Below are 21734 nucleotides of genomic sequence, written 5' to 3'. Positions count from 1 at the left end.
TTGCGATTCGAGCAATGAAACCCCGCGCCTGCCCGTCCGGTTCCCTGCGGACAAGACTTGCAATTGCGCGGCAAAGCTGTAAGGGGCCGCGCTTCGCTTGGGATGCGCCCTTGCGGAAGTCGAAGAAAGCCGGAGGGGCCCCGTTCATCCGGAACGGATCAGCCAGCGATCGGCAGGTAGTGAAAGGACGCAAGATGGCGCTCTACGAGCACGTCTTTCTTGCGCGTCAGGATCTGAGCCAGGCTCAGGTCGACGCGCTGGCGGCGCAAGCCACCGAAATCGTCGAAGCCGGCAACGGCAAGGTCACCAAGACCGAAACCTGGGGCCTGAAGTCGCTCGCCTACAAGATCGAGCGTAACCGCAAGGCGCACTTCGTGCTGCTCAACATCGATGCCCCGGGCAACGTTGTCGCCGAGCTCGAGCGCCAGACCCGCATCAACGAAGACATCATCCGCTACATGACCATCCGCGTGGACGCCCACGAGGAAGGCCCCTCGGTGATGATGCGCAAGAACGAACGCGAGCGGAAGCGTCGCGAAACCCGTGAGGAGCGTGACTGATGGCCCGCCCGTTTTTCCGCCGCCGCAAGTCCTGCCCGTTCGCGGCCAAGGACGCCCCCAAGATCGATTACAAGGACGTGCGCCTGCTTCAGGGCTTCATGTCCGAGCGTGGCAAGATCGTGCCTTCGCGCATCACCGCCGTCTCGGCGAAGAAGCAGCGTGAACTGGCCCAGGCGATCAAGCGCGCGCGCCAGATCGGCCTGCTGCCCTTCATCGTGAAGTAAGAGGAGAAGGACACATGGATATCATTCTCCTCGAGCGCATCGAGAAGCTCGGCGCGATCGGTGACATCGTCACCGTAAAGGACGGCTATGCGCGCAACTTCCTGCTGCCGCAGAAGAAGGCGCTCCGTGCCAACGAAGCCAACAAGAAGGTCTTCGAAGCCAACCGTGAGCGTCTGGTGGCCGAAAACGCCGCCCGTCGCACCGATGCCGAAGCCCAGGGCGAGAAGGTCGCTGGCGCAGAAGTGGTGCTGATCCGCGCCGCTTCGAACGCCGGCCAGCTCTATGGTTCGGTGAGCGTGCGCGACATCGTCGCCGGCCTCGCCGATCAGGGCCACTCGGTCGACAAGCGCATGGTCATCCTCGGCGCGCCGATCAAGACCATCGGCATGCACGACGTGACCATCGCCCTGCACCCCGAAGTGCGCGTGACCGTCAAGGCCAACGTCGCCCGTTCGGACGACGAAGCCAAGCTGCAGAGCGAAGGCGTCGACGTGCTCGCCCAGATGTTCGCCGACGAACAGCGCGAGATCGAAGAGCAGGCCGAAGCGACCCGCATCGACACCAGCCTCGAGCCGGGCGAAATCCCGGCCGAACTGCTCGAAGGTGGCGAGGACGCGTAAGCCTCCCGCACCTTTCCGGCGCAAGATAAGAGGGCGCGAAGATCACCACGATCTTCGCGCCCTTCTTGTAAACAGCCCCCGCACAGGCAAAAGTGCCATACAACGATAACAACAAAGGAGCAGAACAACTGCCATGATCGACATTCCCACCATCCTTGCCGAACTCCAGCGGCATTACGACGATGCGGTGCGCACTCTCCGCGAGGACGTGATCGCCTTCGGGCGCGACGGAACCCTGCCCGCACCCGCCAAGCGCGCTGACGGCTCATATGCCTATCCGCAGATCACGCTGCGCTACAACGGCGTCGGCGGCCAGCGCGATCGCAGCCGGGCTTTCGGGCGGCTGGAGACACCGGGCACCTACACGACCACCGTCACCCATCCCGAACTGTTCACCCAGTACCTCACCGAACAGCTCGCGCTGATCGTCAGCGAATACGAGGTCGATGTCACCGTCACCCGGTCGCGCCAGGAAATCCCCTTCCCCTATGTCCTCGACGGCGAGGCGGGAGCGGCGATGGTCGGCATCGCCCCGCAGGAGATCGCGGCGCACTTCCCGTCGACCGACCTTGCGCTGATCGGCGACGAACTGGCCGACGGGATCGAGATCGACGGCGACCACGATATGCCGCTCTCGCTGTTCGATGGCCTGCGCACCGATTACTCGCTGGCGCGCCTGAAGCACTACACGGGGAGCGAGGTCAGCGATTTCCAGGACTTCATCCTGTTCACCAACTATCACCGCTATGTCGATGAATTCGTGAACTGGGGCGCGGCGCAGATCGGCAAGGACGGCTATGTCGCGCTGACCGGTGCGGCGGGGCTCGACATCCGCGAGCCGACCACCCACGCGCAGGACCAGCTCAACGACACCGCCTGGCGCCGCCACCAGATGCCCGCCTATCACCTGATCCGCGAGGACGGGCGCGGGATCACCCTCGTCAACATCGGCGTCGGCCCGTCCAACGCCAAGACGATCTGCGATCACCTCGCGGTGCTGCGCCCGCACGCATGGCTGATGATCGGCCACTGCGGGGGGCTCCGCTCGACCCAGAAGATCGGCGACTTCGTGCTCGCTCACGCCTATCTGCGTGACGATCACGTGCTCGATCCGGTGCTGCCGCCCGAAGTGCCGATCCCGCCGATTGCCGAAGTGCAGCAGGCGATGGCCTTCGCCGCCGAGCAGGTTGCGGGCGTGCAGGGCGCGAACCTCAAGCAGCGCATGCGCACCGGCACGGTCGTCACCACCGACGACCGCAACTGGGAGCTGCGCTATTCCTCCAGCGCCAGGCGCTTCTCGCAGAGCCGCGCGATCGCGATCGACATGGAAAGCGCGACCATCGCCACGCAGGGCTACCGCTTCCGCGTGCCCTACGGGACGCTGCTGTGCGTGTCGGACAAGCCGCTCCACGGCGAGATCAAGCTGCCGGGGCAGGCCAACAAGTTCTACGAGGAGGCGATTGCCGCCCACCTGCAGATGGGCATCGTCGCCTGCGCGATGCTGCGCGACGAGGGCGACCGCTTGCACTCGCGCAAGCTGCGCGCGTTTAACGAACCGCCGTTCCGGTAAGGCGAAGGGCGGCGGGCCCCCACGCCGCCCCTCTTACAATCCCGCTCCGTGACGGGACGAACCTTACAGCTCGTCCTTGTCGCCCGAGAGCTCGATTTCCTTGTCATCGGCCGTTTCGGCGGCGATGTCGAGCATGCTCGACAATTCGCTCGACGAGGCGCTGTCGAGCACCTTGATCACAAAGTAGAGCACGTCGCCGCGGATTTCCCAGCTGCCGAGCTTCATTTGCGAGGAGGCCTCAAGCAATTCGAGCGCGGCCTTGCCGCCGATCCCGTCCGCCTCGATGCGGCCGGCGGGCGAGAAGACTTCGCGCACCGTCAGCCCCGATACTTCCTGCGTCGTGCCCGAGACGAACACCAGCTGGGTGCGGCCTTCCTTCGAGTAATTGAAGGTGATCTTGTAATCGCCGTCACCGTCGACGGTGTATTTAATGCCCTCGCGGTCGAGGCGGCTGGCGACCTTGGCATCCTCGGCAGCGGCCGGGACGGCGGTGGCAAGGGCGATGCCGGCAAGGCTCAGCAGCGAGAGCGAAAGGGCGGGACGCGTATTCATCGGCTTCCTCCGGTCGCGACCCGTGCACGTCTCATAGCCGATTTTCCGCGCGACACTTGGATATTTTGGCCATTTCCTTGGCGTGGGCGCGATGATCCTCACCATTTCGGGGAAGATGACCGCGTCGCGCCGCTGCGCTAGCCATACCGCAGACCCAACGCCGGAGACCATGCCATGCCCCACCCCTCCCCCTCGCGCTCGATTGCCGGACGAGTCGCGATCGTCACCGGGGCGGCGAGCGGCATGGGCCGCGCGACCGCGCAGCTCTTCGCAGCGGAAGGGGCGAAGGTCGCCGTCATCGACCTCGATCCTGCCGCCTGCGCAGCAGTGGCGGCCGAATGTGGCGGCGGCGCGCGGGCCTATGCGCTCGACGTGAGCGATGGCGAGGCGATCGTGCGTGTCGTGGGGCAGATCGCCGCCGACTTCGGGGGCATCGACATTCTGGTGAACAATGCGGGCGTATCGAGCTCCTGCGCTCTCGACGATCCCGGCTACGAAGAGGTGTGGCACCGCGCGCTCGGCGTGATGCTGACCGCGCACCAGCGCATGGTCCGCGCGAGCCTGCCCTGGCTCAGGCAGAGCGACGCGCCGCGGATCGTCAACATCGCCTCGACCGAAGGGCTCGGCGCGACGCCGGGCGATACGCCCTATGTGGCGGCCAAGACCGGGGTGATCGGGCTGACGCGCGGCCTCGCGGTCGATCTTGGGCCGGAGGGGATCACGGTCAACTGCATCTGCCCGGGGCCGATCCGAACCGCGATGACCGATGCCGTGGCCGAGGAGCACAAGACCATATTCGCCAAGCGCCGCACCGCCCTCAGGCGCTACGGGGAGCCCGAGGAGGTCGCGCATATCACGCTATCGCTGGTCCTCCCGGCGGCGAGCTACATCACCGGGGTGGCGATCCCGGTCGATGGTGGGTTGATGGCGCGCAATGCCTGACGGGCGCTAACGTCGTCCAGACCCCCTTTAGACCCCCGCCAGACCCCCTCCAGACCCCTGTCAGCACGCGCTTGCAGGGGTCTGGCGGAACGTTTCACGTGAAACAGCGCAGGTCAGCCCCGCCCCTTGGTCTTGGTCGTCCCGCCCTTGGCGTTGGCGGCGATGAAATCGATGATCTGGCCGGCGATGTCCTTGCCCGTCGCGCTCTCGATCCCTTCGAGGCCGGGGGAGGAATTGACCTCCATGATGACCGGGCCGTGATTGCTCCGCAGCATATCGACCCCGCACACGTTCAGCCCCATGCGCTTGGCCGCCCGCACCGCGGTGGAGCGCTCCTCGGGGGTGATCTTGATCACCTCGGCCCGGCCGCCGCGGTGGAGGTTGGAGCGGAACTCGTCCGCCGCCCCGGTGCGCTTCATCGCCGCGACCACCTTGCCGCCCACCACCAGCGCGCGGATATCGGTGCCGCCGGCTTCCTTGATGAACTCCTGCACGAGGATGTTGACGTTGGCCCCGCGGAAGGCCTCGATCACCGACTTGGCGCTGCTCATCGTCTCGGCAAGCACCACGCCGATGCCCTGCGTCCCCTCGATCAGCTTGATCACCACCGGCGGGCCCTTCACCGCGCGGATGATCTCCTCGGCCTGCTTGGGATCATTGGCATAGGCGGTGAGCGGCAGGCCGAGCCCGTGCTTGGCGAGGATCTGCAGGGACCGCAGCTTGTCGCGGCTGCGCCCGATCGCGACGCTCTCGTTCAACGACCAGATCCCGGCCATCTCGAACTGGCGCAGGATGGCAAGGCCATAGTTGGTGATCGAGGCCCCGATGCGCGGGATCACCGCGTCATAGGCCTGGATCGGCGCGCCGTTGTAGAACACCTGCGGGCGGTGGCTGGCGATATGCACCGTGCAGCGCAGCGTGTTGAGGATGTCGAGCGTGTGCCCCCGCGCCTCGGCGGCTTCCTTCAGGCGCCGGTGCGAATAGAGGTTGGCGTTGCGCGCCAGCATCGCGATTTTCATGCAGACCCTTTCAAGACCGGTCTTGAACCCTAGTTTGGCGCGCTTTCCTGACGACACCCGGCCAGAAAGCGCTCTACCGGCGGACGCGCCCCATATGCGCTATCGCGGGTGATTGCAGCCACGAATGTCCGCTATCCACCACCATCCGCCGCCGGAGCGCGGTGCGCCCGATCAGCATCGGGAATTGCATCTGGGAACGGTCCGCCAGGCTGATCTCCGCCCGGAAGGTGACATTACCGATGGAGAGCGGCGTCTTTATGACAAAGCGGGTCTGCTGGTCGCCGTTCGACGAGGTGATGCCGCGCACGTCGACATGGATCGCCTCGCACAGATGGCGCTGGCCGTCCCAGTCGACCGCAAAGCGCACGAAGCGCTCCCCTTCGCGCTGGAAATCCTCGAGCACATGGGCATGCAGCGAGGAGGTGCGCGCGCCGGTGTCGATCTTGGCGGGGATGCCGGACAGGCCAAGGTCGGGGAGGCTGACGAGCTCGCGCCAGCCCACCACCATCGGCGGCGAACGCCCCTCCCTGCGCCCGGCCATCAGCGTGCCCCCGCCCGCCTTGGCCTACCAGCCCGCCTTCTCGCCCTTGTTCTGCTCCTTCAGCCACTTCATCAGCGGCGCGAAATATTCGAGCATCGGCTTGGCGCTCATCTCGCGGGTGCCGGTGAAGGCCTCGAGCGCATCGGGCCAGGGCTTCGAGGCCCCCATGTCGAGCATCTTGCCGAGCTTCGCGCCCACTTCCTTGTTCCCGTAGAACGAGCAGCGGTGGAGCGGCCCCTTCCAGCCGGCCTGATCGCAGGCGGCCTTGTAGAACTGGAACTGGAGGATGCGGGCCAGGAAGTAGCGCGCATAGGGCGTGTTGCCCGGGATGTGGTACTTGCCACCCGGATCGAAGGCGGTCTCGGGCCGGTCACCCGGAGGCACGATGCCCTGATAGTCGCGCTTCAGCTTGACCCAGGCGTCGTTGTAGGTGTCCGGCGTGATCGACCCGTCGAACACGCCCCAGCGCCACTTGTCGACCAGCAGGCCGAAGGGGAGGAACGCGATCTTGTCCATCGCCTGACGCAGCAAGAGGCCGGTGTCCTTGTCGGCGCTCGGCACGTTGGCGCGGTCGAGCAGGCCGATCTGGACGAGATATTCGGGCGTGATCGAAAGCGCGATGAAATCGCCGATCGCCTCGTGGAAGCCGTCATTTGCGCCGTTCAGATAGGTGAAGGGCCGCGCGTTATAGGCGCGCTGGTAGTAGTTGTGGCCGAGTTCGTGGTGGATCGTGATGAAGTCGTCCGCATTCACCTTGATGCACATCTTGATGCGGATATCGTCCTTGTTGTCGATATCCCAGGCGCTCGCATGGCACACCACCTCGCGGTCGGCGGGCTTGGTGAATTGCGAGCGCTGCCAGAAAGTCTCGGGCAGCGGCTTGAAACCGAGCGAGGAGTAGAAGCCCTCGCCGTACTTGACCATGTCGAGCGGGCCCTTGCCCTTGGCCGCGAGCAGCTCGCCGATGTCATAACCGACATCGCCCGCGCCGGCAGGCGCGACGAGCGGGTAGATATTACCCCATTCCTGCGCCCACATGTTGCCGAGGAGGTCAGCCCGGATCGGGCCGGTGCGCGGCTGCACCGCATCGCCATACTTCTTGTTGAGCTGCGCGCGGACATAGGTGTGGAGCGCGATGTAGAGCGGCTTGGTCTCTTCCCACAGACGCTCGGTCATGGCGGTGAATTCTTCCGGGCTCATGTCATAGCCCGAACGCCACATCGCCCCGACGTTGTCGAAGCCCAGCTCCTTGGCACCGGCATTGGCGATGCCGACGAGCTTGGCGTAATCGTCCTTCATCGGCGCGCCGACATTGTCGTGCCAGCTGGTCCACATTTCCTTGAGCTCGGCCGGGGTGCGCTCCGGGTTGCCCATCTCGGCCTCGATGTCGCTGCCGTTGATCGGCTTGCCGTTGAGGGTGCCCTTGCCCTTGCCGTACTGGCTGTTGAGGCGGGTCGCGATCTCGTTCAGCTCGGTCGCGGCGCCCGGCGTGGTCGGCGCGGGCAGGACGAGGCCATTGCGCATGATGTTGAGCTTGCGCGCGACATCGGCGTCGAGCCCGGGGATCGCGGCATAGCGGGCCGAAAGCAGCGCGTATTTCACGCTCTTCTCGGTGCCGACGGCGTTGATCCGTGCGGCCATCGCGTCGGTATCATCGGTGATGTAGGTGTTGTTGACCCAGTTCACCTGGCTCGCTTCGACCGTGTAGTCGAACATGTCCTTCTCCGCCGCGGCGACGAATTGCGCGGCGCCCTCGGCGGTCAGCGGGAATGGCAGATCGGCCTCGGCGGCAGCGGGGGCAGCCTCGGGCGCGGCAGTTTCGGCGGCAGCGGGCACGGCCAGCATGGCAACCGCCAGCGCGGCGAGCGAGGGCTTCAAAAGCAGGGGCAGAGATTTCATGGGGAAGGTCCTGTCAGTCGGTCTGTCTGTCACGTGACATGGCGTAGCGTTTGAACCTGTGCCTCGCCTGAATCAAGCCGCGAGGAAGGCAGCAATCGCCGCGCCGAGTTCGGGCTTGGTCACGCTGTTGAGGTGCGTGCCGGGCACCTCGATGTAGCGCGCATCGGGGAGAAGTGCGGCAAGTTCGGGCGCGGAGCCGTTGTCGCGGTCCTCGTCGCCGCAGATGACGGCGGTGGGCATGGTGATGTTGGCCAGCATCGCGAGGTCGAAATCGTCCATCGCATCGAGCAGCAGCCGCGCCGCGACCCGGTCGACCCCCTGCGACTTGAGGAAGGTGCGCGCGGTATAGGCCGGATCGCCCGGCTTGATCGTGTCGAATTCGTCGATCACCCGCTTGAAGTGGTTCGCGCGGCGCTCCCACCCGGCGAGCCCCGCCACGCCCATGCCGCAGATCGCGAGCCGGCGGGGTTCGAGGATGCCGTGGGCGACCGTGTGGATCGCGGTGCGCGCGCCGAGCGAGAAGCCGACGAGGTCGAAGCCCCCCGCCTCGAGGCCGTAATGCTCCGCCAGCGCCGCGACATCGCGCACCAGCACGCCGGGGGGATAGGCTTGCGGGTCACGCGGGGCCTCGCTCTCACCGTGGACGCGGAAGTCGAGCATGATCGACCGGAAGCCGCTGGCTGCGAGCCGGTCGCCGTGGCCCCACTTCAGCCAGTTCATCTGCGCCGAGGAGAACAGCCCGTGGAGCAGCACCACCGGCGGCCCCTCACCCACGATATGGACGGCAAGGCGGGTGCCGTCGAAGCTGGCGAAATGTTCGGTCGTATCGGTCATGGCACGCCTGCTAGCGCGGTTCCCGCGGAGGGGCCAGCACCCTTGAATATAATAAGCACGCTTATTATAAGTGCGCGCATGACAATCGAGACCGGATACCGACTCGCCGACAATTCGCGCCAGCTGCGCCGTCTGTTCGACGAGCGGGTGCGCGGGCTCGGGCTCACCGGCCCGCAGGCGCGGCTTCTGCTCTCGCTCGAGCGCTACCCTTCCGAGAACCAGGCCTTCTATGCCGAACGGCTCGAGATCGAGCCGATCACCCTCACCCGCATCGTCGACCGGCTGGAGGATGCCGGCTGGGTCGAGCGGCAGGCCGATCCCGCCGATCGCCGCGCGCGCATCCTGCACCTGACCGACAAGAGCCGCGGCATCGTTGCCCGCGTGCGCGACGGTGTCGAAGGCCTGACCGAGGAAATGCTCGAAGGCTTCGACCCCGCCGAACGCGCGGCCTTTGCCGCGATGCTCGAACGCATTGCCGCCAATCTCGTCGCTGCCCGCCAACCCCAACCCGAGGCCCTCCATGGCTGAAGCCGATCCCGCCCGCGCGCCGGAAGCCGCGACCGCAACGCCCCTGCCCTCGCCCGAAGAGGCGAAGGCGCGCCGCCCGTGGCTGCGCTGGAGCATCATGCTGATCGTCCCGCTGGCGCTCGCGCTGGGCGGCTGGCTCTACTGGCAGAGCCTTGCGGGCAAGGTTTCGACCGACAACGCCTATATCAAGCAGGACATGGTCTCGGTCAGCGCCGAGGTCGGCGGGCCGATCACCGAGGTGCTGGTGAAGGACGGCGACGAGGTACAGGCGGGCGACCTCCTGTTCCGCATCGATCCCGAACCCTTCCGCTTGCAGATCGCCGAGGCCAATGCCGCCATCGCCGGCGCGCAGGTCAATGTCATCGCACTGCGCAACGATGCCGACCTCACCGGCACCGACATCGCCGCCGCGCGCAGCGACGTGGGCTTTGCGCAGGCGCGCTTCGAGCGGGTCAAGGCGCTGCGCGACAAGGGCTTCTCGACCAAGGCCGACTACGAGGCTGCCGAGCAGGCGGTGATCCAGGCGCGCGAGCGGGTTCGCCAGGCCGAGGATCGCCAGCGCGAGGCCAAGGCGCGGCTCGCCAGCGGCCCCGCGGTGCCCGGCGTCAACCCGCAGGTCGCCGCTGCCGAAGCCCAGCGCGCCAATGCCCAGCTCTCGCTCCGCCGCACCGAAGTGCGCGCGCCCTCGGCCGGCCGGATCGCGCAGGCCGACCGCCTGCAGCTCGGCCAGCAGGTCGTCCCCAACCTGCCGGTGCTGACGCTGGTGCGTGACGGATCGACCTACGTGGAAGCCAATTTCAAGGAGACCGATCTCGACGCAATGGCAGTGGGCCAGCGGGCCGAGATCCGCTTCGATGCCTATCCCGACCTCGTCCTCAAGGGCCGCGTCGCCAGCATCGGTGCGGGGACGGGGGCGGAATTCTCGGTGCTTCCGGCACAGAACGCGACCGGCAACTGGGTCAAGGTGACCCAGCGCGTGCCCGTGCGCATCGCGATCGAGGGCAAGAGCCCGCGCCGCCTGATCGCCGGGCTTTCGACCGAGGTCACCGTCTTCACCGGCGAAAAGCAGTAAAATCGCCGTGGCAAGCGGGGCTCAAGCCTCCCCTGAGGCGGGTCAGAGCGGGGCGAGACCCCCGCAAACCGCCAATGGCGGGCGGCTGGACGTGCCCGAACTGGAGAGCGCGAACTACCCGCTGATGATCGTCGGGGTGATGGCGGCATCGCTGCTCCAGATCCTCGACACCACCATCGCCAATGTCGCCCTGCCCCACATGCAATCCTCGCTGGGGGCGACGGTCGACACGATCACCTGGGTCCTGACGAGCTACATCATCGCCTCGGCGGTCGCCCTGCCCCTCACCGGTTGGCTCGCCGACCGGATCGGGGCGCGCACCCTGTTCATCGGTTCGGTCGCGGGGTTCATCACCGCCTCGATGCTGTGCGGGATCGCGCAGAACCTCGAGGAGATGGTGATCTTCCGCGCGCTTCAGGGCGTGGCGGGGGCCTTCATCGCCCCGCTCAGCCAGTCCTTCATGCTCGACGCCACCCGCCCCTCGCGCCACCCGCAGATCATGGCGGTGTGGGGCATGGGGATCATGATCGGCCCGATCCTCGGCCCCATCCTCGGCGGCTGGCTGACCGAGACCGCGAACTGGCGCTGGGTGTTCTACGTGAACCTCCCCGTCGGCCTTGCCTCGCTCGCGATCCTTGTCGCTTACCTGCCCAAACGCCCCACGCGGCCGCGCCGCTTCGATCTGGCGGGCTTCATGCTGCTCGCCGTCGCCCTCGCCTCGTTCCAGCTGATGCTCGACCGCGGGCAGCAGGAGGACTGGCTCGCCTCGGCGGAGATCTGGATCTACCTCTTCCTGATGCTGTCAGCGACATGGATGGTGGTGGTCCACTTCGCCACCGCGAAGGCCCCGATGTTCGAGCGCTCGCTTTTCGCCGACCGCACTTTCGCCATCGCGCTCGCCTTCATGATCGTGATCGGGATCGTGATGTTCGCGGTCATGGCGCTGCTGCCGCCGATGCTCCAGAATCTGTTCGGCTACGGCGTGATCGACACCGGCATCGTGCTGATGCCGCGCGGGGTGGGCATTCTCGTCTCGATGCAGATTTCGGGACTGCTGATGCGCCGCGGGGTCGACGCAAGGCCTGTGGTGGCGAGCGGCTTCCTGATCTGCGCGCTCTCGCTGTGGCAGATGGCGCACTGGTCGCTCGCCGTTGACGAGATGCACGTGATCGTCAGCGGCCTGCTCCAGGGCCTCGGCATGGGTCTCGTCTTCATCCCCTTGCAGGTGAGCGCCTTTGCCACCCTCAGCCCTGCGCTGCGCACCGACGGGTCGAGCCTCCTCAACCTGTTCCGCTCATTGGGCGCATCGGCCGGGATCGCATGGATGACGGTGCTCCTTGCCCGCAACATCCAGACCGCGCACGAGGACTTGGGCGGCAACATCACCGCGGCGACCGGCAACATCGTCGATTTCTCGACCATCGACCGCTTTCAGGCGCTCGGGGATACGGCGATGACGATCATCGATGCCGAGGTGAACCGGCAAGCGGCGATGATCGCCTATATCGACGATTTCTACCTGATGATGTGGATCACGCTGGCCGCCGCGCCGCTCGCGCTGCTGATGCGCCGGAACAAGGGGCCAGCCGGGCCGGTCGCCCTGTCGGAGTGATGCTCAGCGCCGCGTAAGGCCGTGCTGCTCCATCCGCCACAGCGCCATCTCGATACGGTCCTGACCGAAGAAGGGCTCGCCCTTGAACACCAGCGTCGGCACGCCCCAATGCCCCGCCGCCTCGAGCGCGGACTGGTTGGCGGCGATTTCGGCGTCGAGCGCGGCGGCATCGGCTGCGGCCTCTGCTTCCAGCTCGGCAAAGTCGAGCCCCGCGCGGGCGCAGGCTTCGGCAATGTGGTCACCCAGATGCCAGTCGTCGACGCTGCCGCTCCAGATCACCTGCGACACTTCGTCGGCAAAGGCGAGGCCTTTCCCGCGCCGCTCCGCCGCCTGCCCCATCCGGCACAGGCGGTGGATATGGGGCTGCTCCGCCGCGATCTCGCGCGTCATCAGGTTCTGCACCACCGGATCGGGGCGCGGCCAGCGATAGGGAATGCCGAGCATCTGTGCCGAGCGCGCGGCGTCGATGAAGATGTAGCGCCCGACATTGGGGCTGCCGGTGAACAGGATCGAAGGATCACGGATCGCGATCGGCAGCACGGTGCGCAGCGCGATCGCAAGGTCATATTCCTCCGCCATCGCGCGATAACGGCCGACGGCGAGATAGGAATAGGGCGAGCGGAAGCTGAAGAACAGATCGGCCTGGAGCGTCATCGCCAACTCCTCAGCGGAAGAAGCACTGGGTGCCGGCGTAGAGCATCTCGACCTTGTCGCCCGCGATAAATCCGCCGCGGTTCTCGCGGAGCGTGAATTCCTCGCCCAAGGTGCTGCCATCGACTTTGGCGAAACCCGGGGCTGCCTCGACCACACTGCGCGCCGAACCGAGCTGCACCGTGCCTGCGAGCTTGATGGTGCCCTTGGCAGCCGTGTCGCCGTCCTGCATCGCGTGCCAGTTCCATCCGACCAGCTGGCCCTGCTGGAAATGCGCGGTGAGCCCGCCAGCGTAATCGGAGAAAGTCACCGGCCCCGCGCCGCATTCGGGGTTCTCGCCGCTGCGCAGTTTCGGCCCCAGTGCCTTGGCGAGCGCGGCCTCGACCTCGGCCTGCCCGGCGGCGAAGAAGAAGCTTTCCGCCCCCGCTGCCAACCCGTCGCCGCGCAGTTCGACCGCATTGGCGGCAAGCGGCGCTTCGGCAGGAGCCTCGGCGCTCGCGGTTCCGGTTGCGGCGGCCTCCGGCGCGGTGCCGCTGTCGCAGCCTGCCAGAGCCAGTGCGCCTGCCAGCGCGGCCACAGCCCATCCGTTTCTCATTGCCCTCTCCCTTCCCACCAGCGCGCACCCGCTACCCAAGGCGCGACCAGCACAGCGCCCAATCCGGCTAGCGCCATATCCTTCTGTGCGTCAAACATATCGCCCTGTTCGCCATTGTAAGCACCGGCCGCCTCGGGCGCGAGCGCTAGCGTGAGGCTCCACTCGAAGATCTCGTAAAACCCGCCCACCGCCAGAACGAACAGAACCGCGAAGACCAGCGCCATGCGCGGCGAGAGGCCCCAATAGCGCACCCCCGCCTCGACCACCGGCACCATCGCCAGCGCGCCGAAGGCGAAGTGGACGAGGCGGTCGAAATGGTTGCGCTCGCTCGCCAGCGCGGGGAGCCACGTGTCGTAGGGCACGAAGCTGTAGGACCAGCGCGCGGCAAATAGGTGCAGCAGCACGAAGGCGGTAATGCAGGCGGCAGAGGCGGTGCTCAAGGGCGCGCGGGCCAGCGTGCGCCACGCAAAGGGCAGCGCAATCGCCACCGGCCCGACCTGAAGCCAGGTGTTCGACGGATAAAGCGCGCCCCAGGCACTCAGCGGGATGCCGAGCGTCACTGCCGCCAGCATCCAGCCTTGCGCCCTCGGCAGCGGCGTCATGCCCGCCGCTTAGCCCTTCTTGAGGTGGCGGCGGCCGAGCAGCTCGGCGATCTGCACCGCGTTGAGCGCAGCGCCCTTGCGCAGGTTGTCCGAGACGACCCAGATGGTGAGGCCATTCTCGACCGTCGGGTCCTCGCGCACGCGGCTGACGAAGGTCGCGGCATCGCCGACGCATTCGATCGGGGTGATGTAGCCGCCATCCTCGCGCTTATCGATCAGCATGACGCCCGGCGCCTCGCGCAGGATGTCCATGGCCTGCTGGGCCGAGATCTCGTTCTCGAACTCGATGTTCACCGCTTCCGAGTGGCCGACGAACACCGGCACGCGCACGCAGGTCGCGGTCAGCTTGATCTTGGGGTCGAGGATCTTCTTGGTCTCGACCACCATCTTCCACTCTTCCTTGGTCGAACCATCGTCGAGGAAGACGTCGATATGCGGGATCACGTTGAAGGCGATCTGCTTGGTGAACTTGTGGTTCTCGACCGGATCGCCAACGAAGATCGCGCGGCTCTGGGCGAAGAGCTCGTCCATGCCCGCCTTGCCCGCGCCCGAGGTCGACTGGTAGGTCGAGACCACCACGCGCTTGATCGTCGCGGCATCGTGCAGCGGCTTCAGCGCCACCACCAGCTGCGCGGTTGAGCAGTTGGGATTGGCGATGATGTTGCGGGCGGTGTAGCCGTCGATCGCGTCGGGGTTCACCTCGGGCACGACCAGCGGCACGTCCGGATCCATGCGGTAGAGCGACGAATTGTCGATCACGATGCAGCCGGCCGCCGCCGCCTTGGGGGCATATTCCTTGGCCGGGCCCGAGCCTGCGGCGAACAGCGCGATGTCCCATCCGGCGAAATCGAAATGCTCGATGTTCTTGCACTTGAGCATCTTGCCGGTGTCGCCGAACTCCACTTCGGAGCCAGTCGAACGCGGCGAGGCGACCGCGACGACTTCGTCGCACGGAAACTCGCGCTCGGCGAGGACCTGCATCATCTCGCGCCCGACATTGCCGGTCGCGCCGACCACTGCCACCCGGTAACCCATTCCGAACTCCTGCAATCCAGCGGACAAGCCGTCACCCTGAACTTGTTTCAGGGTCCATCCTGCCGCCCGCGCCGCCGCTCTATGGTGCGAGATGGATGCTGAAACAAGTTCAGCATGACGAATAGCTATGTCGAGAGAAGAAAATTACTTCGGCGGCGTCACCCCGTGCGCTTCGAGAAAGCGGAAGATGCTGTTCCACACGTGCGGGCCGATATTGGGGCCCGAGACGCGGTGGGTGTAGCCGGGGTAGAGCATCATCTCGAAGGGCGTGTTGCTCTCCTGCATGACGCTGATGAACTCCGAGGAGTTCTCGAAGATCACGTTGTCGTCGGCCATGCCGTGGATCAGCAGCAGCGGATCGGCGATCTTGGTCGCATCGGGAATGGCGCTGGACTTCGCATAGGCTTCCGGCACTTCGCGCGGGTCGCCCATGTAGCGTTCGGTGTAGTGGGTGTCGTAGAGCTCCCACCGCGTTACCGGCGCGCCCGAGATGCCCGCGGCATAGAGCCCCGGATCGGCCTCGAGCATCTTCAGCGTCATGTAGCCGCCGTAGGACCAGCCATAGGTCGCGATCTTGGCGGGGTCGACGAAGTCGAGGCTCTTCAAAAACAGCGCGCCCGCCTTCTGGTCGGCCACCTCGACCGTGCCCATCGCGCGGTAGATCGGCTGCTCGAAATCGACGCCGCGGTTCGGCGAGCCGCGGTTGTCGAGCACGAAGTAGATATAGCCCTTGTCGACGATCGCCTGCGCCAGCGTGCCGCCCCAGCCCTTGGTCACCTGCTGCGAGGAAGGCCCGCCATAGTGGCTGAAGAACACGGGGTAGCGCTTGCCCTTCTCCATCTTCGGCTTGATCATCATCCAGTGGAGCGGCGTGCCGTCCTCGGCGGCGATGGTGCCGTATTCGGGCGCGGTGTGGCCGGCGAGGAATGGGGCATAGGGGTGATCGCCCTCGACGCGGTTCTCCTCGATCCACGCCACGCGCGCGCCATCGGGCGTGGCGAGGTAGGACTGCGAAGGCTGGCTCGGCGAGGAACGCGCGACGTAGAGCAGCTTGCCCGCCCCATCCATGCTCGCCCCGTTGGTGAAGGCGGGATCGGTGAGCAGCTCGGGCTCGCCGGTGCCGTCAAGCCGCGCGCGGTAGACCTGCTGGGTCAGCACGCCAGTGACCGCCTGATAGGTGAAGGTGCCCGCCGCCTCGTCGACGCCGACCAGCGAAGTCGCCGGGGAGGTGCCACGGGTGAGCTGCTGCCACTGCCACCCGCTGACGGGGGCCGGGCCGTGATGGGTCTCGAGCGGTTTGTAGGCACCCCGATAGAACTGCCCGTAACCGTCGCGCTCCGACCACCACAGCAGGCTACCGTCCTTGAGGAAGCGGTAATCGTCGCTGAGATTGATCCAGTAATCGGGCCGCGCCGCCTTTTCGGTGAAGAAGATCTGCGAAGCGCCGGTCGCCGGATCGACCTTCAGCATGTCGATCTTCGTCTGCGCGCGGTCCTGCCGCTGGACGTAGATCGCGCTGCCATCCGGCGCCCAATCGACGCGGGCGACATAGATGTCGAGGTTGGCGCCAAGGTCGACCTTGACGCTGCCCGAGCCATCGGGGTTCATCACGTAGAGCTCGACCACCGCGTTGTCCGTGCCCGCCGCTGGGTAGCGCTGGTCGAACACCTTGGTGCCTTTCGCCCCAATCGCCGCGCGGGTGACGACGCCGACGGAGGCCTCGTCGGTCCGCTGGACGACGATGCGGGTGTCGTCCGGGCTCCACCAATAGCCTTGCAGCCGCGCCATTTCCTCCTGCGCGACGAATTCCGCCTCGCCCCAGCGGATCGTCTCGGCCTCGCCTGCGGGGGTGACGGGTTGCGCCTCAGCCCCCACCGGCCCGACCCACAGCCGCCGGTCGCGCACAAAGCTCACGAAGCCGCCCTTGCTCGACAGCTTGGGGTTGAGTTCGGTGCCCTCGGTATCGGTCAGGCGGGTAACGGTGCCATCGAGCTTCGCGAGGAACAGGTCGCCATCCAAGGGCACCAGCACGCCCGAACCGTCGCTCGCCCACTGGTAGCTGATGATCCCCTTGAGGCTGCCGACCCGCGCGCGCTCGCGCTGCATCTTCTCGTCTTCGGATAGTTCGCGGCCCGAGCCGAGCTTCTCCGAATCCACCAGCATCCGCCATTCGCGGGTCTCGATGTCGTAGCCCCACAGGTCATAGCGGTCGCGGTCATCGGCGCGGTTGCGCAGCAGGGTGAGATAGCGGCCGTCGGGCGAGAGCTTCACCTGCCGCGGTGCGGGGCCATCGAGGCCGGGGGACGCGAAGACGCGCTCGAAGGTCAGCGTGGGGGGTGCGGCTTCAGCCATTTTGGGCGCCTCCGCCAGAACGGGTGCAGACAGGCAGGTGGAAAGGGAAAGGGCAACCGCAGCAAGAACCGAACGCATCCAAAGCTCACCTCGTCATTGCGAGCCGCCGAAGGCGGCGCGGCAATCCATCGACCGACGTTGGACCATGGATTGCTTCGTCGCTGACGCTCCTCGCAATGGCGGGCGGCAAAGGCAAGGGCCGGAATCGAAAAGGGCGGCTCCTCGCGGAGCCGCCCCTCGAATTGCTGGCTGTAAGCGCCTTACGCCTTGGGCGCAGTCGCCTTGCGCTCGACAATACGCGCGCTCTTGCCGGTGCGGCCGCGCAGGTAATAGAGCTTGGCGCGACGCACCACGCCGCGGCGGACCACGGTGATGCTCTCGACGATCGGCGAGTAGAGCGGGAAGACGCGCTCGACGCCCTCGCCGAAGCTCATCTTGCGCACGGTGAAGTTCGAACCCATGCCGCGGTTCGAGCGGGCGATCACGACGCCTTCATAGGCCTGGATACGCTCGCGGTTGCCTTCCTTCACCTTCACGCCGACGCGGACGGTGTCGCCTGCGCGGAATTCGGGGATGTCCTTGCCGGACTTGGCGATTTCTTCGGCTTCAATCTGCTGGATCAGGTTCACTGGTCCGGTTCCTTGGTTTTGCGCCGCGCGCCAGAGGCAGACTGGACCCGAGCACCCTCATGGCGCTCCCACAAGTCCGGCCTGCGTGACCGTGTGTCATCTTCGCTCCTTGCCTTGCGCCAAGCAGCGATCTTCGCATGATCCCCCGATCGCAGCACTTCGGGGATCGTGCGCCCTTCCCATTCAACAGGTCGGGTATAGTGCGGGTATTCGAGGAGGCCGTTTTCGTACGACTCCTCCTCCCCGCTCAAGGTCGCGCCCATTACGCCGGGAATGAGGCGAATGCAAGCGTCAAGGATGGTGAGCGCGGCCATCTCGCCGCCCGAGAGCACGATGTCGGCGAGGGAGACCTGCTCGATTGCGGGCCGGGCCTCGAACAGGCGCTCGTCGAAGCCCTCGAACCGCCCGCAAAGGATGACGACGCCGGGGCCTGCCGCGAGTTCGCGGATGCGCTGTTGGGTGATGGGTTTCCCGCGCGGGGTCATGGCGAGAATGGGGCGCACATCCTCCCCCACCGGGGGAGGGGGACCATCCGCAGGATGGTGGAGGGGCGAGCCACCGCGATCCAAAAGGTGATCTTGCGGAGAAGCACCGCTCGCCCCTCCACCGTCTTCGACGGTCCCCCTCCCCGTTCCGGGGAGGATTATGCTGTCCAAAGCCCGCGCCAGCACATCGCACTTCAGCACCATCCCCGCCCCGCCGCCTGCGGGCGTGTCGTCGACGGTGCGGTGCTTGTCGGTGGCAAAGTCGCGGATCTGCACCGTCTCGCAGGCCCACTTGCTCTCCGCGAGCGCGCGCCCCGCGATGGAATGCCCGAGCGGTCCGGGAAACATCTCCGGGTAGAGCGTGAGGATGGTGGCGGCGAAGGTCATTCAGTCGAATACCGATGAGTTGGACTGGGCAGGCTTGCGCGCGCGCCGACCCAGTTTGCGCGCGATCAGCACCGGGACAAGTGCAATGGCAGCTGCCATCGCCCAGTATAGCGCATAGATCGGCATCTCGGACCAAAACGTGACGGGATACTCGCGGCAGCAGAAGCCCTGCTCCCAATCGATCAGGAAGGCGAGCCCCACAACCGGCATGGGCCCGGCAATACCGGCGGCGAGAATGGTGCGTTTGGACGAGCCAAGCCCCGTCCAACGCCCGAGCGCAACGAACGTCAGAAACGCGGGAGCGGCGACGATAGCGAGAACGAAAAGGATGGTGGCGGCGAAGGTCATGCCTTGACCTTCCGGGAGTTCCAGAGGCGGACGACAAAAGCGGTCGGCAAGGCAACTGCCAGATAGGCGATCGGCATGACTGCCCCGAAGAATACCAAGGCGATAAAGTCAGCGCGTCCGGTGTCGAAGTCCCCTTCCTGCCACCCCTCAGGGATTGGTCGGGGCAGGAGAAACACGCTTAAAGCTATCCCAAGGGACAGCAGCGGCACGATGGCAACGCCCCACCACCATTTGGGGAGAGCGCGAGACGCTGTCATGCTTCGGACCAGCAGAGAAACTGAGGTCGCAAAAGCAAAGGCGATCATGATGTCGAACGCGTTAGACATCTGCCTCTCCGCCCCAGCGCACCCCATCCTTCGCCCGCGTATCGACCGTCAGCTCGAACACATCGGGCCTTGAATAATGCCCGTCAGTATCGAGGTTCGCCAGCCCATCGGCCACCTCGGCAAGGTCGAGCTCGGCGAAGAGCGTCTCCTCCCCCTCGCCCGCCTCAGCGATCACGCGGGTATCGGGCGCGGCGATCAGGGAGCCGCCGCGGTTGAGGACCTCGGCGGGGATCGCTTCGATCAGCTCGCGCGCGGCGGCATCACCGCCAACCCGCTCCAGCCCGTCGAACAGATCGTCCTTCACCTGCACCAGCCCCGCCGCCAGCACGAAGCAGCGGCCCTCCATCGCATAGTGCCGCGAGGCGATCTGGTGGCTCTCGCGCACCGTCGGCCAGGCGGCGATGTGCACATCCTCGCCGAGATTATGCATCGCCGCGCGCGCCAAGGGCATCCAGTGCTCCCAGCAGATCAGCGTGCCAAGGCGGCCCCACTCGGCCTGATGCACGCCCAAGGTGGAGCCATCGCCGCGCGCCCAGATCAGGCGCTCGCCGTGGGTCGGCACCAGCTTGCGGTGATCGAGCACAGGTTGGCCGGGGCGGAAGGTCAGCTGGTTGTTGACGAGGCTGCGCCGCACCCGTTCATGCGCGCCGATGGAGATGACCGCGCCGCTCGCATCGGCGAGCTCCTGCAAGGGCAAGAGCCGCTCGTCACCCGGTACCACCGCCTGTTCGAGCATGATCCGGTGGAGCGCCTTGGCCCCCGGATGATCCCACAAGGCCGCGCCCGGGGCCTCGTCGAGCCACAGCGGATAGCCGCCCAGAAAGGTCTCGCCGAACGCGACGACCTTCGCGCCGCTCTCCACCGCGATGCGGGCAAGCGCCACGGCCTTGTCGATCCCGCCCTGGAAATCGAGCGGGACAGGCGCGGCTTGCACGACGGCGACAGAAAGCTTGGTCATCCGCGCCACTTACGCGCGCGTGTCAGCCCCCGCAACCACCGCAGCCACCGCCGCAGCCCGAACCGCCACCGTCGCTGCCGGCATCGACCCCGCCGCCGCTGTCTCCGCTCTGCTGGCGCATCGCGTGGACCGGCTCCCACGGGGTGCCGACGAGCACGCCCGTGCCGAACAGCGCGACCGCCATCGGCGCCTCCTCGGGGCGCGGGGCGCGCGAGAAGCGGCTGTTGCGGGCGCGCAGATCGTTCACCGCGGCAATCCCGGCAAGCGTGCGCGGATCGCTCGAGGCAAAGCGGATCACGGCAAACACCACCGTGAGAACAAGGAGGATCACCAGAAAACCGGTCGGCTCGCCCAGCGCGCTGCCCGCCCGCTGGCGGTAAAGCCCCAGCACGAACAGCGCGGCAAAGGGCGCGATGGAGAACCAGCGCAGCCGCGAGTATTCGTCGGGCCGCATCAGCAGCCCCGCGCGGCGCAACCTGGCCGCGACCCGCTCAGCCTCGGCCGCGAGTGCCTTGCGCGCATGGCCGAGCGTCACCGGCGCATCGATCGCCAGCACCGCCCGCGCAGCCGGGCTCGAGACCGCCCGCGGATCGGCGATCGCAAGCTTGCCCTTCTGCCCCTCGGTCAGCCCGCCGCGCACGAACATGTCGGCGAGCAGCGAATCGGTTAGCCGCGCGCGCCCGCCCGCAAGCAGCGCCACGCTTTCGAGATCATCGGCGGAGGCACGCCGTCCCGGCGCGCGCAACTGGGCGGGGATCCACCACGCGGCAAGGCAGGCACAGCCCAGCAGCATGATGTAAAACAGCAGGAATTCGCTGCCCGTCCATGACGAGAACAGCTCCATCACATCATCCTTCCCGCGAGCCAGCCCGTCACGAGGACAAGCAGACCCAGCGCCAGCGCGACCCGGCGTTGCAGCAGAATAACACCGGAAATGTTAACACGAACTCCCTGCGGATCGACGGAGAAGCGCCGATGCGCATCGGGCCAGATGTCGGCCGGGGGCACCTCGCCGAAGGCTCGCTCGTAAGCCGCGAGGGTATCGGCATATTGCCGGTAGTAGCGCTCGCGCTCGACAGGGCCGCCCTGCGTCGGTCCGTGGTGCAGATCGCCGCCGAGGACCTCGGGGCAGAACACATGCCAGTAATCGCGGCTGTAGGTGAGGTGGAGGTGCCATGCCTGATCGACCGCGTCGGACGGCGTCACCTCGTGGCCCGCCGTCATCGCGAGATAGCAGAAGCGCTTGTACTCGCCGATCACGCGCCCGGCATGTTCGGGGCTCCAGCGGTTCTCGCGGGCGAGACGGGCGGTGAAGGAGAGCGATGCGTCCGCCGGGCCGATGTGGTGGTCGGCGATGCGCTGCCAGAGAGCGGCGTGGGCGGATGTCTCCACG

At 66.6% G+C, this 21734-nt stretch carries 25 protein-coding genes; 8 read left to right on the top strand and 17 right to left on the bottom strand.

What is annotated here, in order from left to right:
• Positions 1 to 194: 194 nt before the first annotated feature.
• The 4 genes from rpsF to BZF57_RS03800 all read left to right on the top strand — a co-directional run bounded on the left by rpsF (position 195) and on the right by BZF57_RS03800 (position 2974).
• On the top strand, positions 195 to 560 hold the full coding sequence (rpsF, locus tag BZF57_RS03815) for a 30S ribosomal protein S6 (protein WP_086734850.1): 366 nt from the start codon (positions 195 to 197) through the stop codon (positions 558 to 560).
• Positions 560 to 784 (top strand): 30S ribosomal protein S18, encoded by a 225-nt coding sequence (gene rpsR / locus BZF57_RS03810; RefSeq protein ID WP_017665523.1) that lies wholly within the window; start codon positions 560 to 562, stop codon positions 782 to 784. The genes rpsF and rpsR overlap by 1 nt, the downstream gene beginning before the upstream one ends.
• 14 nt (positions 785 to 798) lie before the next feature.
• Entirely contained in the window at positions 799 to 1404 is a 606-nt protein-coding gene (rplI, locus tag BZF57_RS03805) for a 50S ribosomal protein L9 (RefSeq protein WP_086734848.1), read from the top strand.
• Between the two features lie 133 nt (positions 1405 to 1537).
• Positions 1538 to 2974 (top strand): AMP nucleosidase, encoded by a 1437-nt coding sequence (locus tag BZF57_RS03800; protein ID WP_086734846.1) that lies wholly within the window; start codon positions 1538 to 1540, stop codon positions 2972 to 2974.
• 63 nt (positions 2975 to 3037) lie between these two features.
• Here the strand turns inward: BZF57_RS03800 and BZF57_RS03795 are convergent, their stop codons facing one another.
• Positions 3038 to 3526: a hypothetical protein gene (locus BZF57_RS03795; protein WP_086734844.1), complete on the bottom strand. Its 489-nt coding sequence runs from the start codon at positions 3524 to 3526 to the stop codon at positions 3038 to 3040.
• A 174-nt stretch (positions 3527 to 3700) separates the two neighbouring features.
• Between BZF57_RS03795 and BZF57_RS03790 the strand changes: the two genes are divergently transcribed.
• Entirely contained in the window at positions 3701 to 4468 is a 768-nt protein-coding gene (locus BZF57_RS03790; RefSeq protein ID WP_086734842.1) for an SDR family NAD(P)-dependent oxidoreductase, read from the top strand.
• 113 nt (positions 4469 to 4581) lie between these two features.
• On the opposite strand, the gene rimK is transcribed toward BZF57_RS03790, so the two are convergent.
• From rimK to BZF57_RS03770, 4 genes are all read right to left on the bottom strand, one after another.
• The gene (gene rimK, locus BZF57_RS03785) at positions 4582 to 5487 is read right to left on the bottom strand and encodes a 30S ribosomal protein S6--L-glutamate ligase (protein WP_086734840.1); all 906 of its coding nucleotides are present in this window, start codon (positions 5485 to 5487) and stop codon (positions 4582 to 4584) included.
• Between the two features lie 73 nt (positions 5488 to 5560).
• Positions 5561 to 6028: an ATP-dependent zinc protease family protein gene (locus BZF57_RS03780; RefSeq protein WP_086734837.1), complete on the bottom strand. Its 468-nt coding sequence runs from the start codon at positions 6026 to 6028 to the stop codon at positions 5561 to 5563.
• 24 nt (positions 6029 to 6052) lie between these two features.
• Positions 6053 to 7927 carry a M2 family metallopeptidase gene (locus BZF57_RS03775; protein ID WP_086734835.1) on the bottom strand — a complete coding sequence of 625 codons (1875 nt, stop codon included), beginning with the start codon at positions 7925 to 7927 and terminating at the stop codon, positions 6053 to 6055.
• A gap of 72 nt (positions 7928 to 7999) precedes the next feature.
• Positions 8000 to 8761, bottom strand: a complete 762-nt coding sequence (locus tag BZF57_RS03770; RefSeq protein ID WP_086734833.1) for an alpha/beta fold hydrolase — start codon at positions 8759 to 8761, stop codon at positions 8000 to 8002.
• A gap of 78 nt (positions 8762 to 8839) precedes the next feature.
• Here BZF57_RS03770 and BZF57_RS03765 point away from each other — a divergent pair, with 78 nt between their 5' ends.
• From BZF57_RS03765 to BZF57_RS03755, 3 genes are read left to right on the top strand one after another with little or no spacing between them, the layout of a single operon-like run.
• On the top strand, positions 8840 to 9289 hold the full coding sequence (locus BZF57_RS03765; RefSeq protein ID WP_086734831.1) for a MarR family winged helix-turn-helix transcriptional regulator: 450 nt from the start codon (positions 8840 to 8842) through the stop codon (positions 9287 to 9289).
• Positions 9282 to 10361 carry an HlyD family secretion protein gene (locus BZF57_RS03760; protein WP_086734829.1) on the top strand — a complete coding sequence of 360 codons (1080 nt, stop codon included), beginning with the start codon at positions 9282 to 9284 and terminating at the stop codon, positions 10359 to 10361. The genes BZF57_RS03765 and BZF57_RS03760 overlap by 8 nt, the downstream gene beginning before the upstream one ends.
• 7 nt (positions 10362 to 10368) lie before the next feature.
• On the top strand, positions 10369 to 11973 hold the full coding sequence (locus BZF57_RS03755) for a DHA2 family efflux MFS transporter permease subunit (RefSeq protein WP_206073189.1): 1605 nt from the start codon (positions 10369 to 10371) through the stop codon (positions 11971 to 11973).
• A gap of 3 nt (positions 11974 to 11976) precedes the next feature.
• Here the strand turns inward: BZF57_RS03755 and BZF57_RS03750 are convergent, their stop codons facing one another.
• The 12 genes from BZF57_RS03750 to BZF57_RS03695 all read right to left on the bottom strand — a co-directional run bounded on the left by BZF57_RS03750 (position 11977) and on the right by BZF57_RS03695 (position 21733).
• A complete protein-coding gene (locus tag BZF57_RS03750) occupies positions 11977 to 12627 on the bottom strand; it encodes a 2-hydroxychromene-2-carboxylate isomerase (RefSeq protein ID WP_086734827.1) in 651 nt (216 codons plus the stop codon).
• A gap of 10 nt (positions 12628 to 12637) precedes the next feature.
• Positions 12638 to 13219 carry an aspartate-semialdehyde dehydrogenase gene (locus tag BZF57_RS03745; RefSeq protein WP_143738331.1) on the bottom strand — a complete coding sequence of 194 codons (582 nt, stop codon included), beginning with the start codon at positions 13217 to 13219 and terminating at the stop codon, positions 12638 to 12640.
• Positions 13216 to 13821: a DUF2238 domain-containing protein gene (locus BZF57_RS03740; RefSeq protein WP_086734823.1), complete on the bottom strand. Its 606-nt coding sequence runs from the start codon at positions 13819 to 13821 to the stop codon at positions 13216 to 13218. The genes BZF57_RS03745 and BZF57_RS03740 overlap by 4 nt, the downstream gene beginning before the upstream one ends.
• 9 nt (positions 13822 to 13830) lie before the next feature.
• Positions 13831 to 14856, bottom strand: coding sequence for an aspartate-semialdehyde dehydrogenase (locus BZF57_RS03735; RefSeq protein WP_086734821.1), 1026 nt, complete (start codon positions 14854 to 14856; stop codon positions 13831 to 13833).
• 144 nt (positions 14857 to 15000) lie between these two features.
• Entirely contained in the window at positions 15001 to 17286 is a 2286-nt protein-coding gene (locus tag BZF57_RS03730) for a S9 family peptidase (protein ID WP_086734819.1), read from the bottom strand.
• Between the two features lie 182 nt (positions 17287 to 17468).
• Positions 17469 to 17837: a 50S ribosomal protein L19 gene (gene rplS / locus BZF57_RS03725; protein WP_069310445.1), complete on the bottom strand. Its 369-nt coding sequence runs from the start codon at positions 17835 to 17837 to the stop codon at positions 17469 to 17471.
• The gene (gene trmD, locus BZF57_RS03720; protein ID WP_086734818.1) at positions 17834 to 18709 is read right to left on the bottom strand and encodes a tRNA (guanosine(37)-N1)-methyltransferase TrmD; all 876 of its coding nucleotides are present in this window, start codon (positions 18707 to 18709) and stop codon (positions 17834 to 17836) included. The genes rplS and trmD overlap by 4 nt, the downstream gene beginning before the upstream one ends.
• A complete protein-coding gene (locus BZF57_RS03715) occupies positions 18710 to 19057 on the bottom strand; it encodes a hypothetical protein (protein ID WP_086734816.1) in 348 nt (115 codons plus the stop codon).
• Positions 19054 to 19383 (bottom strand): hypothetical protein, encoded by a 330-nt coding sequence (locus BZF57_RS03710; protein WP_086734812.1) that lies wholly within the window; start codon positions 19381 to 19383, stop codon positions 19054 to 19056. Before BZF57_RS03710 ends, BZF57_RS03715 begins: the two co-directional genes overlap by 4 nt.
• A complete protein-coding gene (locus BZF57_RS03705) occupies positions 19376 to 20341 on the bottom strand; it encodes a carbon-nitrogen hydrolase family protein (RefSeq protein WP_086734810.1) in 966 nt (321 codons plus the stop codon). The genes BZF57_RS03710 and BZF57_RS03705 overlap by 8 nt, the downstream gene beginning before the upstream one ends.
• 22 nt (positions 20342 to 20363) lie before the next feature.
• Positions 20364 to 21185: a TIGR04222 domain-containing membrane protein gene (locus BZF57_RS03700; protein WP_086734807.1), complete on the bottom strand. Its 822-nt coding sequence runs from the start codon at positions 21183 to 21185 to the stop codon at positions 20364 to 20366.
• Positions 21185 to 21733 carry a glycine-rich domain-containing protein gene (locus BZF57_RS03695; RefSeq protein WP_086734805.1) on the bottom strand — a complete coding sequence of 183 codons (549 nt, stop codon included), beginning with the start codon at positions 21731 to 21733 and terminating at the stop codon, positions 21185 to 21187. The genes BZF57_RS03700 and BZF57_RS03695 overlap by 1 nt, the downstream gene beginning before the upstream one ends.
• Position 21734: the final 1 nt, after the last annotated feature.

Origin of the sequence: Erythrobacter colymbi (assembly GCF_002155685.1) — a bacterium.
Classification (GTDB): domain Bacteria; phylum Pseudomonadota; class Alphaproteobacteria; order Sphingomonadales; family Sphingomonadaceae; genus Erythrobacter; species Erythrobacter colymbi.
Note: the sequence above shows the minus strand (reverse complement) of the source record. Positions and strands in the feature narration are given on the sequence as shown.

Bases quoted from the DNA above. Each gene is read 5' to 3' on its own strand.
- BZF57_RS03775 (WP_086734835.1), bottom strand. From the start codon at position 7,927: ATGAAATCTCTGCCCCTGCTTTTGAAGCCCTCGCTCGCCGCGCTGGCG.
- BZF57_RS03745 (WP_143738331.1), bottom strand. From the start codon at position 13,219: ATGAGAAACGGATGGGCTGTGGCCGCGCTGGCAGGCGCACTGGCTCTG.
- BZF57_RS03800 (WP_086734846.1), top strand. From the start codon at position 1,538: ATGATCGACATTCCCACCATCCTTGCCGAACTCCAGCGGCATTACGAC.
- BZF57_RS03730 (WP_086734819.1), bottom strand. From the start codon at position 17,286: ATGCGTTCGGTTCTTGCTGCGGTTGCCCTTTCCCTTTCCACCTGCCTG.
- rplI (WP_086734848.1), top strand. From the start codon at position 799: ATGGATATCATTCTCCTCGAGCGCATCGAGAAGCTCGGCGCGATCGGT.
- BZF57_RS03735 (WP_086734821.1), bottom strand. From the start codon at position 14,856: ATGGGTTACCGGGTGGCAGTGGTCGGCGCGACCGGCAATGTCGGGCGC.
- rimK (WP_086734840.1), bottom strand. From the start codon at position 5,487: ATGAAAATCGCGATGCTGGCGCGCAACGCCAACCTCTATTCGCACCGG.
- BZF57_RS03715 (WP_086734816.1), bottom strand. From the start codon at position 19,057: ATGACCTTCGCCGCCACCATCCTTTTCGTTCTCGCTATCGTCGCCGCT.
- BZF57_RS03795 (WP_086734844.1), bottom strand. From the start codon at position 3,526: ATGAATACGCGTCCCGCCCTTTCGCTCTCGCTGCTGAGCCTTGCCGGC.
- BZF57_RS03780 (WP_086734837.1), bottom strand. From the start codon at position 6,028: ATGGCCGGGCGCAGGGAGGGGCGTTCGCCGCCGATGGTGGTGGGCTGG.
- rpsR (WP_017665523.1), top strand. From the start codon at position 560: ATGGCCCGCCCGTTTTTCCGCCGCCGCAAGTCCTGCCCGTTCGCGGCC.
- BZF57_RS03765 (WP_086734831.1), top strand. From the start codon at position 8,840: ATGACAATCGAGACCGGATACCGACTCGCCGACAATTCGCGCCAGCTG.
- BZF57_RS03750 (WP_086734827.1), bottom strand. From the start codon at position 12,627: ATGACGCTCCAGGCCGATCTGTTCTTCAGCTTCCGCTCGCCCTATTCC.
- BZF57_RS03705 (WP_086734810.1), bottom strand. From the start codon at position 20,341: ATGACCAAGCTTTCTGTCGCCGTCGTGCAAGCCGCGCCTGTCCCGCTC.
- BZF57_RS03740 (WP_086734823.1), bottom strand. From the start codon at position 13,821: ATGACGCCGCTGCCGAGGGCGCAAGGCTGGATGCTGGCGGCAGTGACG.
- trmD (WP_086734818.1), bottom strand. From the start codon at position 18,709: ATGACCTTCGCCGCCACCATCCTCACGCTCTACCCGGAGATGTTTCCC.
- BZF57_RS03770 (WP_086734833.1), bottom strand. From the start codon at position 8,761: ATGACCGATACGACCGAACATTTCGCCAGCTTCGACGGCACCCGCCTT.
- BZF57_RS03700 (WP_086734807.1), bottom strand. From the start codon at position 21,185: ATGGAGCTGTTCTCGTCATGGACGGGCAGCGAATTCCTGCTGTTTTAC.
- BZF57_RS03760 (WP_086734829.1), top strand. From the start codon at position 9,282: ATGGCTGAAGCCGATCCCGCCCGCGCGCCGGAAGCCGCGACCGCAACG.
- BZF57_RS03710 (WP_086734812.1), bottom strand. From the start codon at position 19,383: ATGTCTAACGCGTTCGACATCATGATCGCCTTTGCTTTTGCGACCTCA.
- BZF57_RS03790 (WP_086734842.1), top strand. From the start codon at position 3,701: ATGCCCCACCCCTCCCCCTCGCGCTCGATTGCCGGACGAGTCGCGATC.
- rpsF (WP_086734850.1), top strand. From the start codon at position 195: ATGGCGCTCTACGAGCACGTCTTTCTTGCGCGTCAGGATCTGAGCCAG.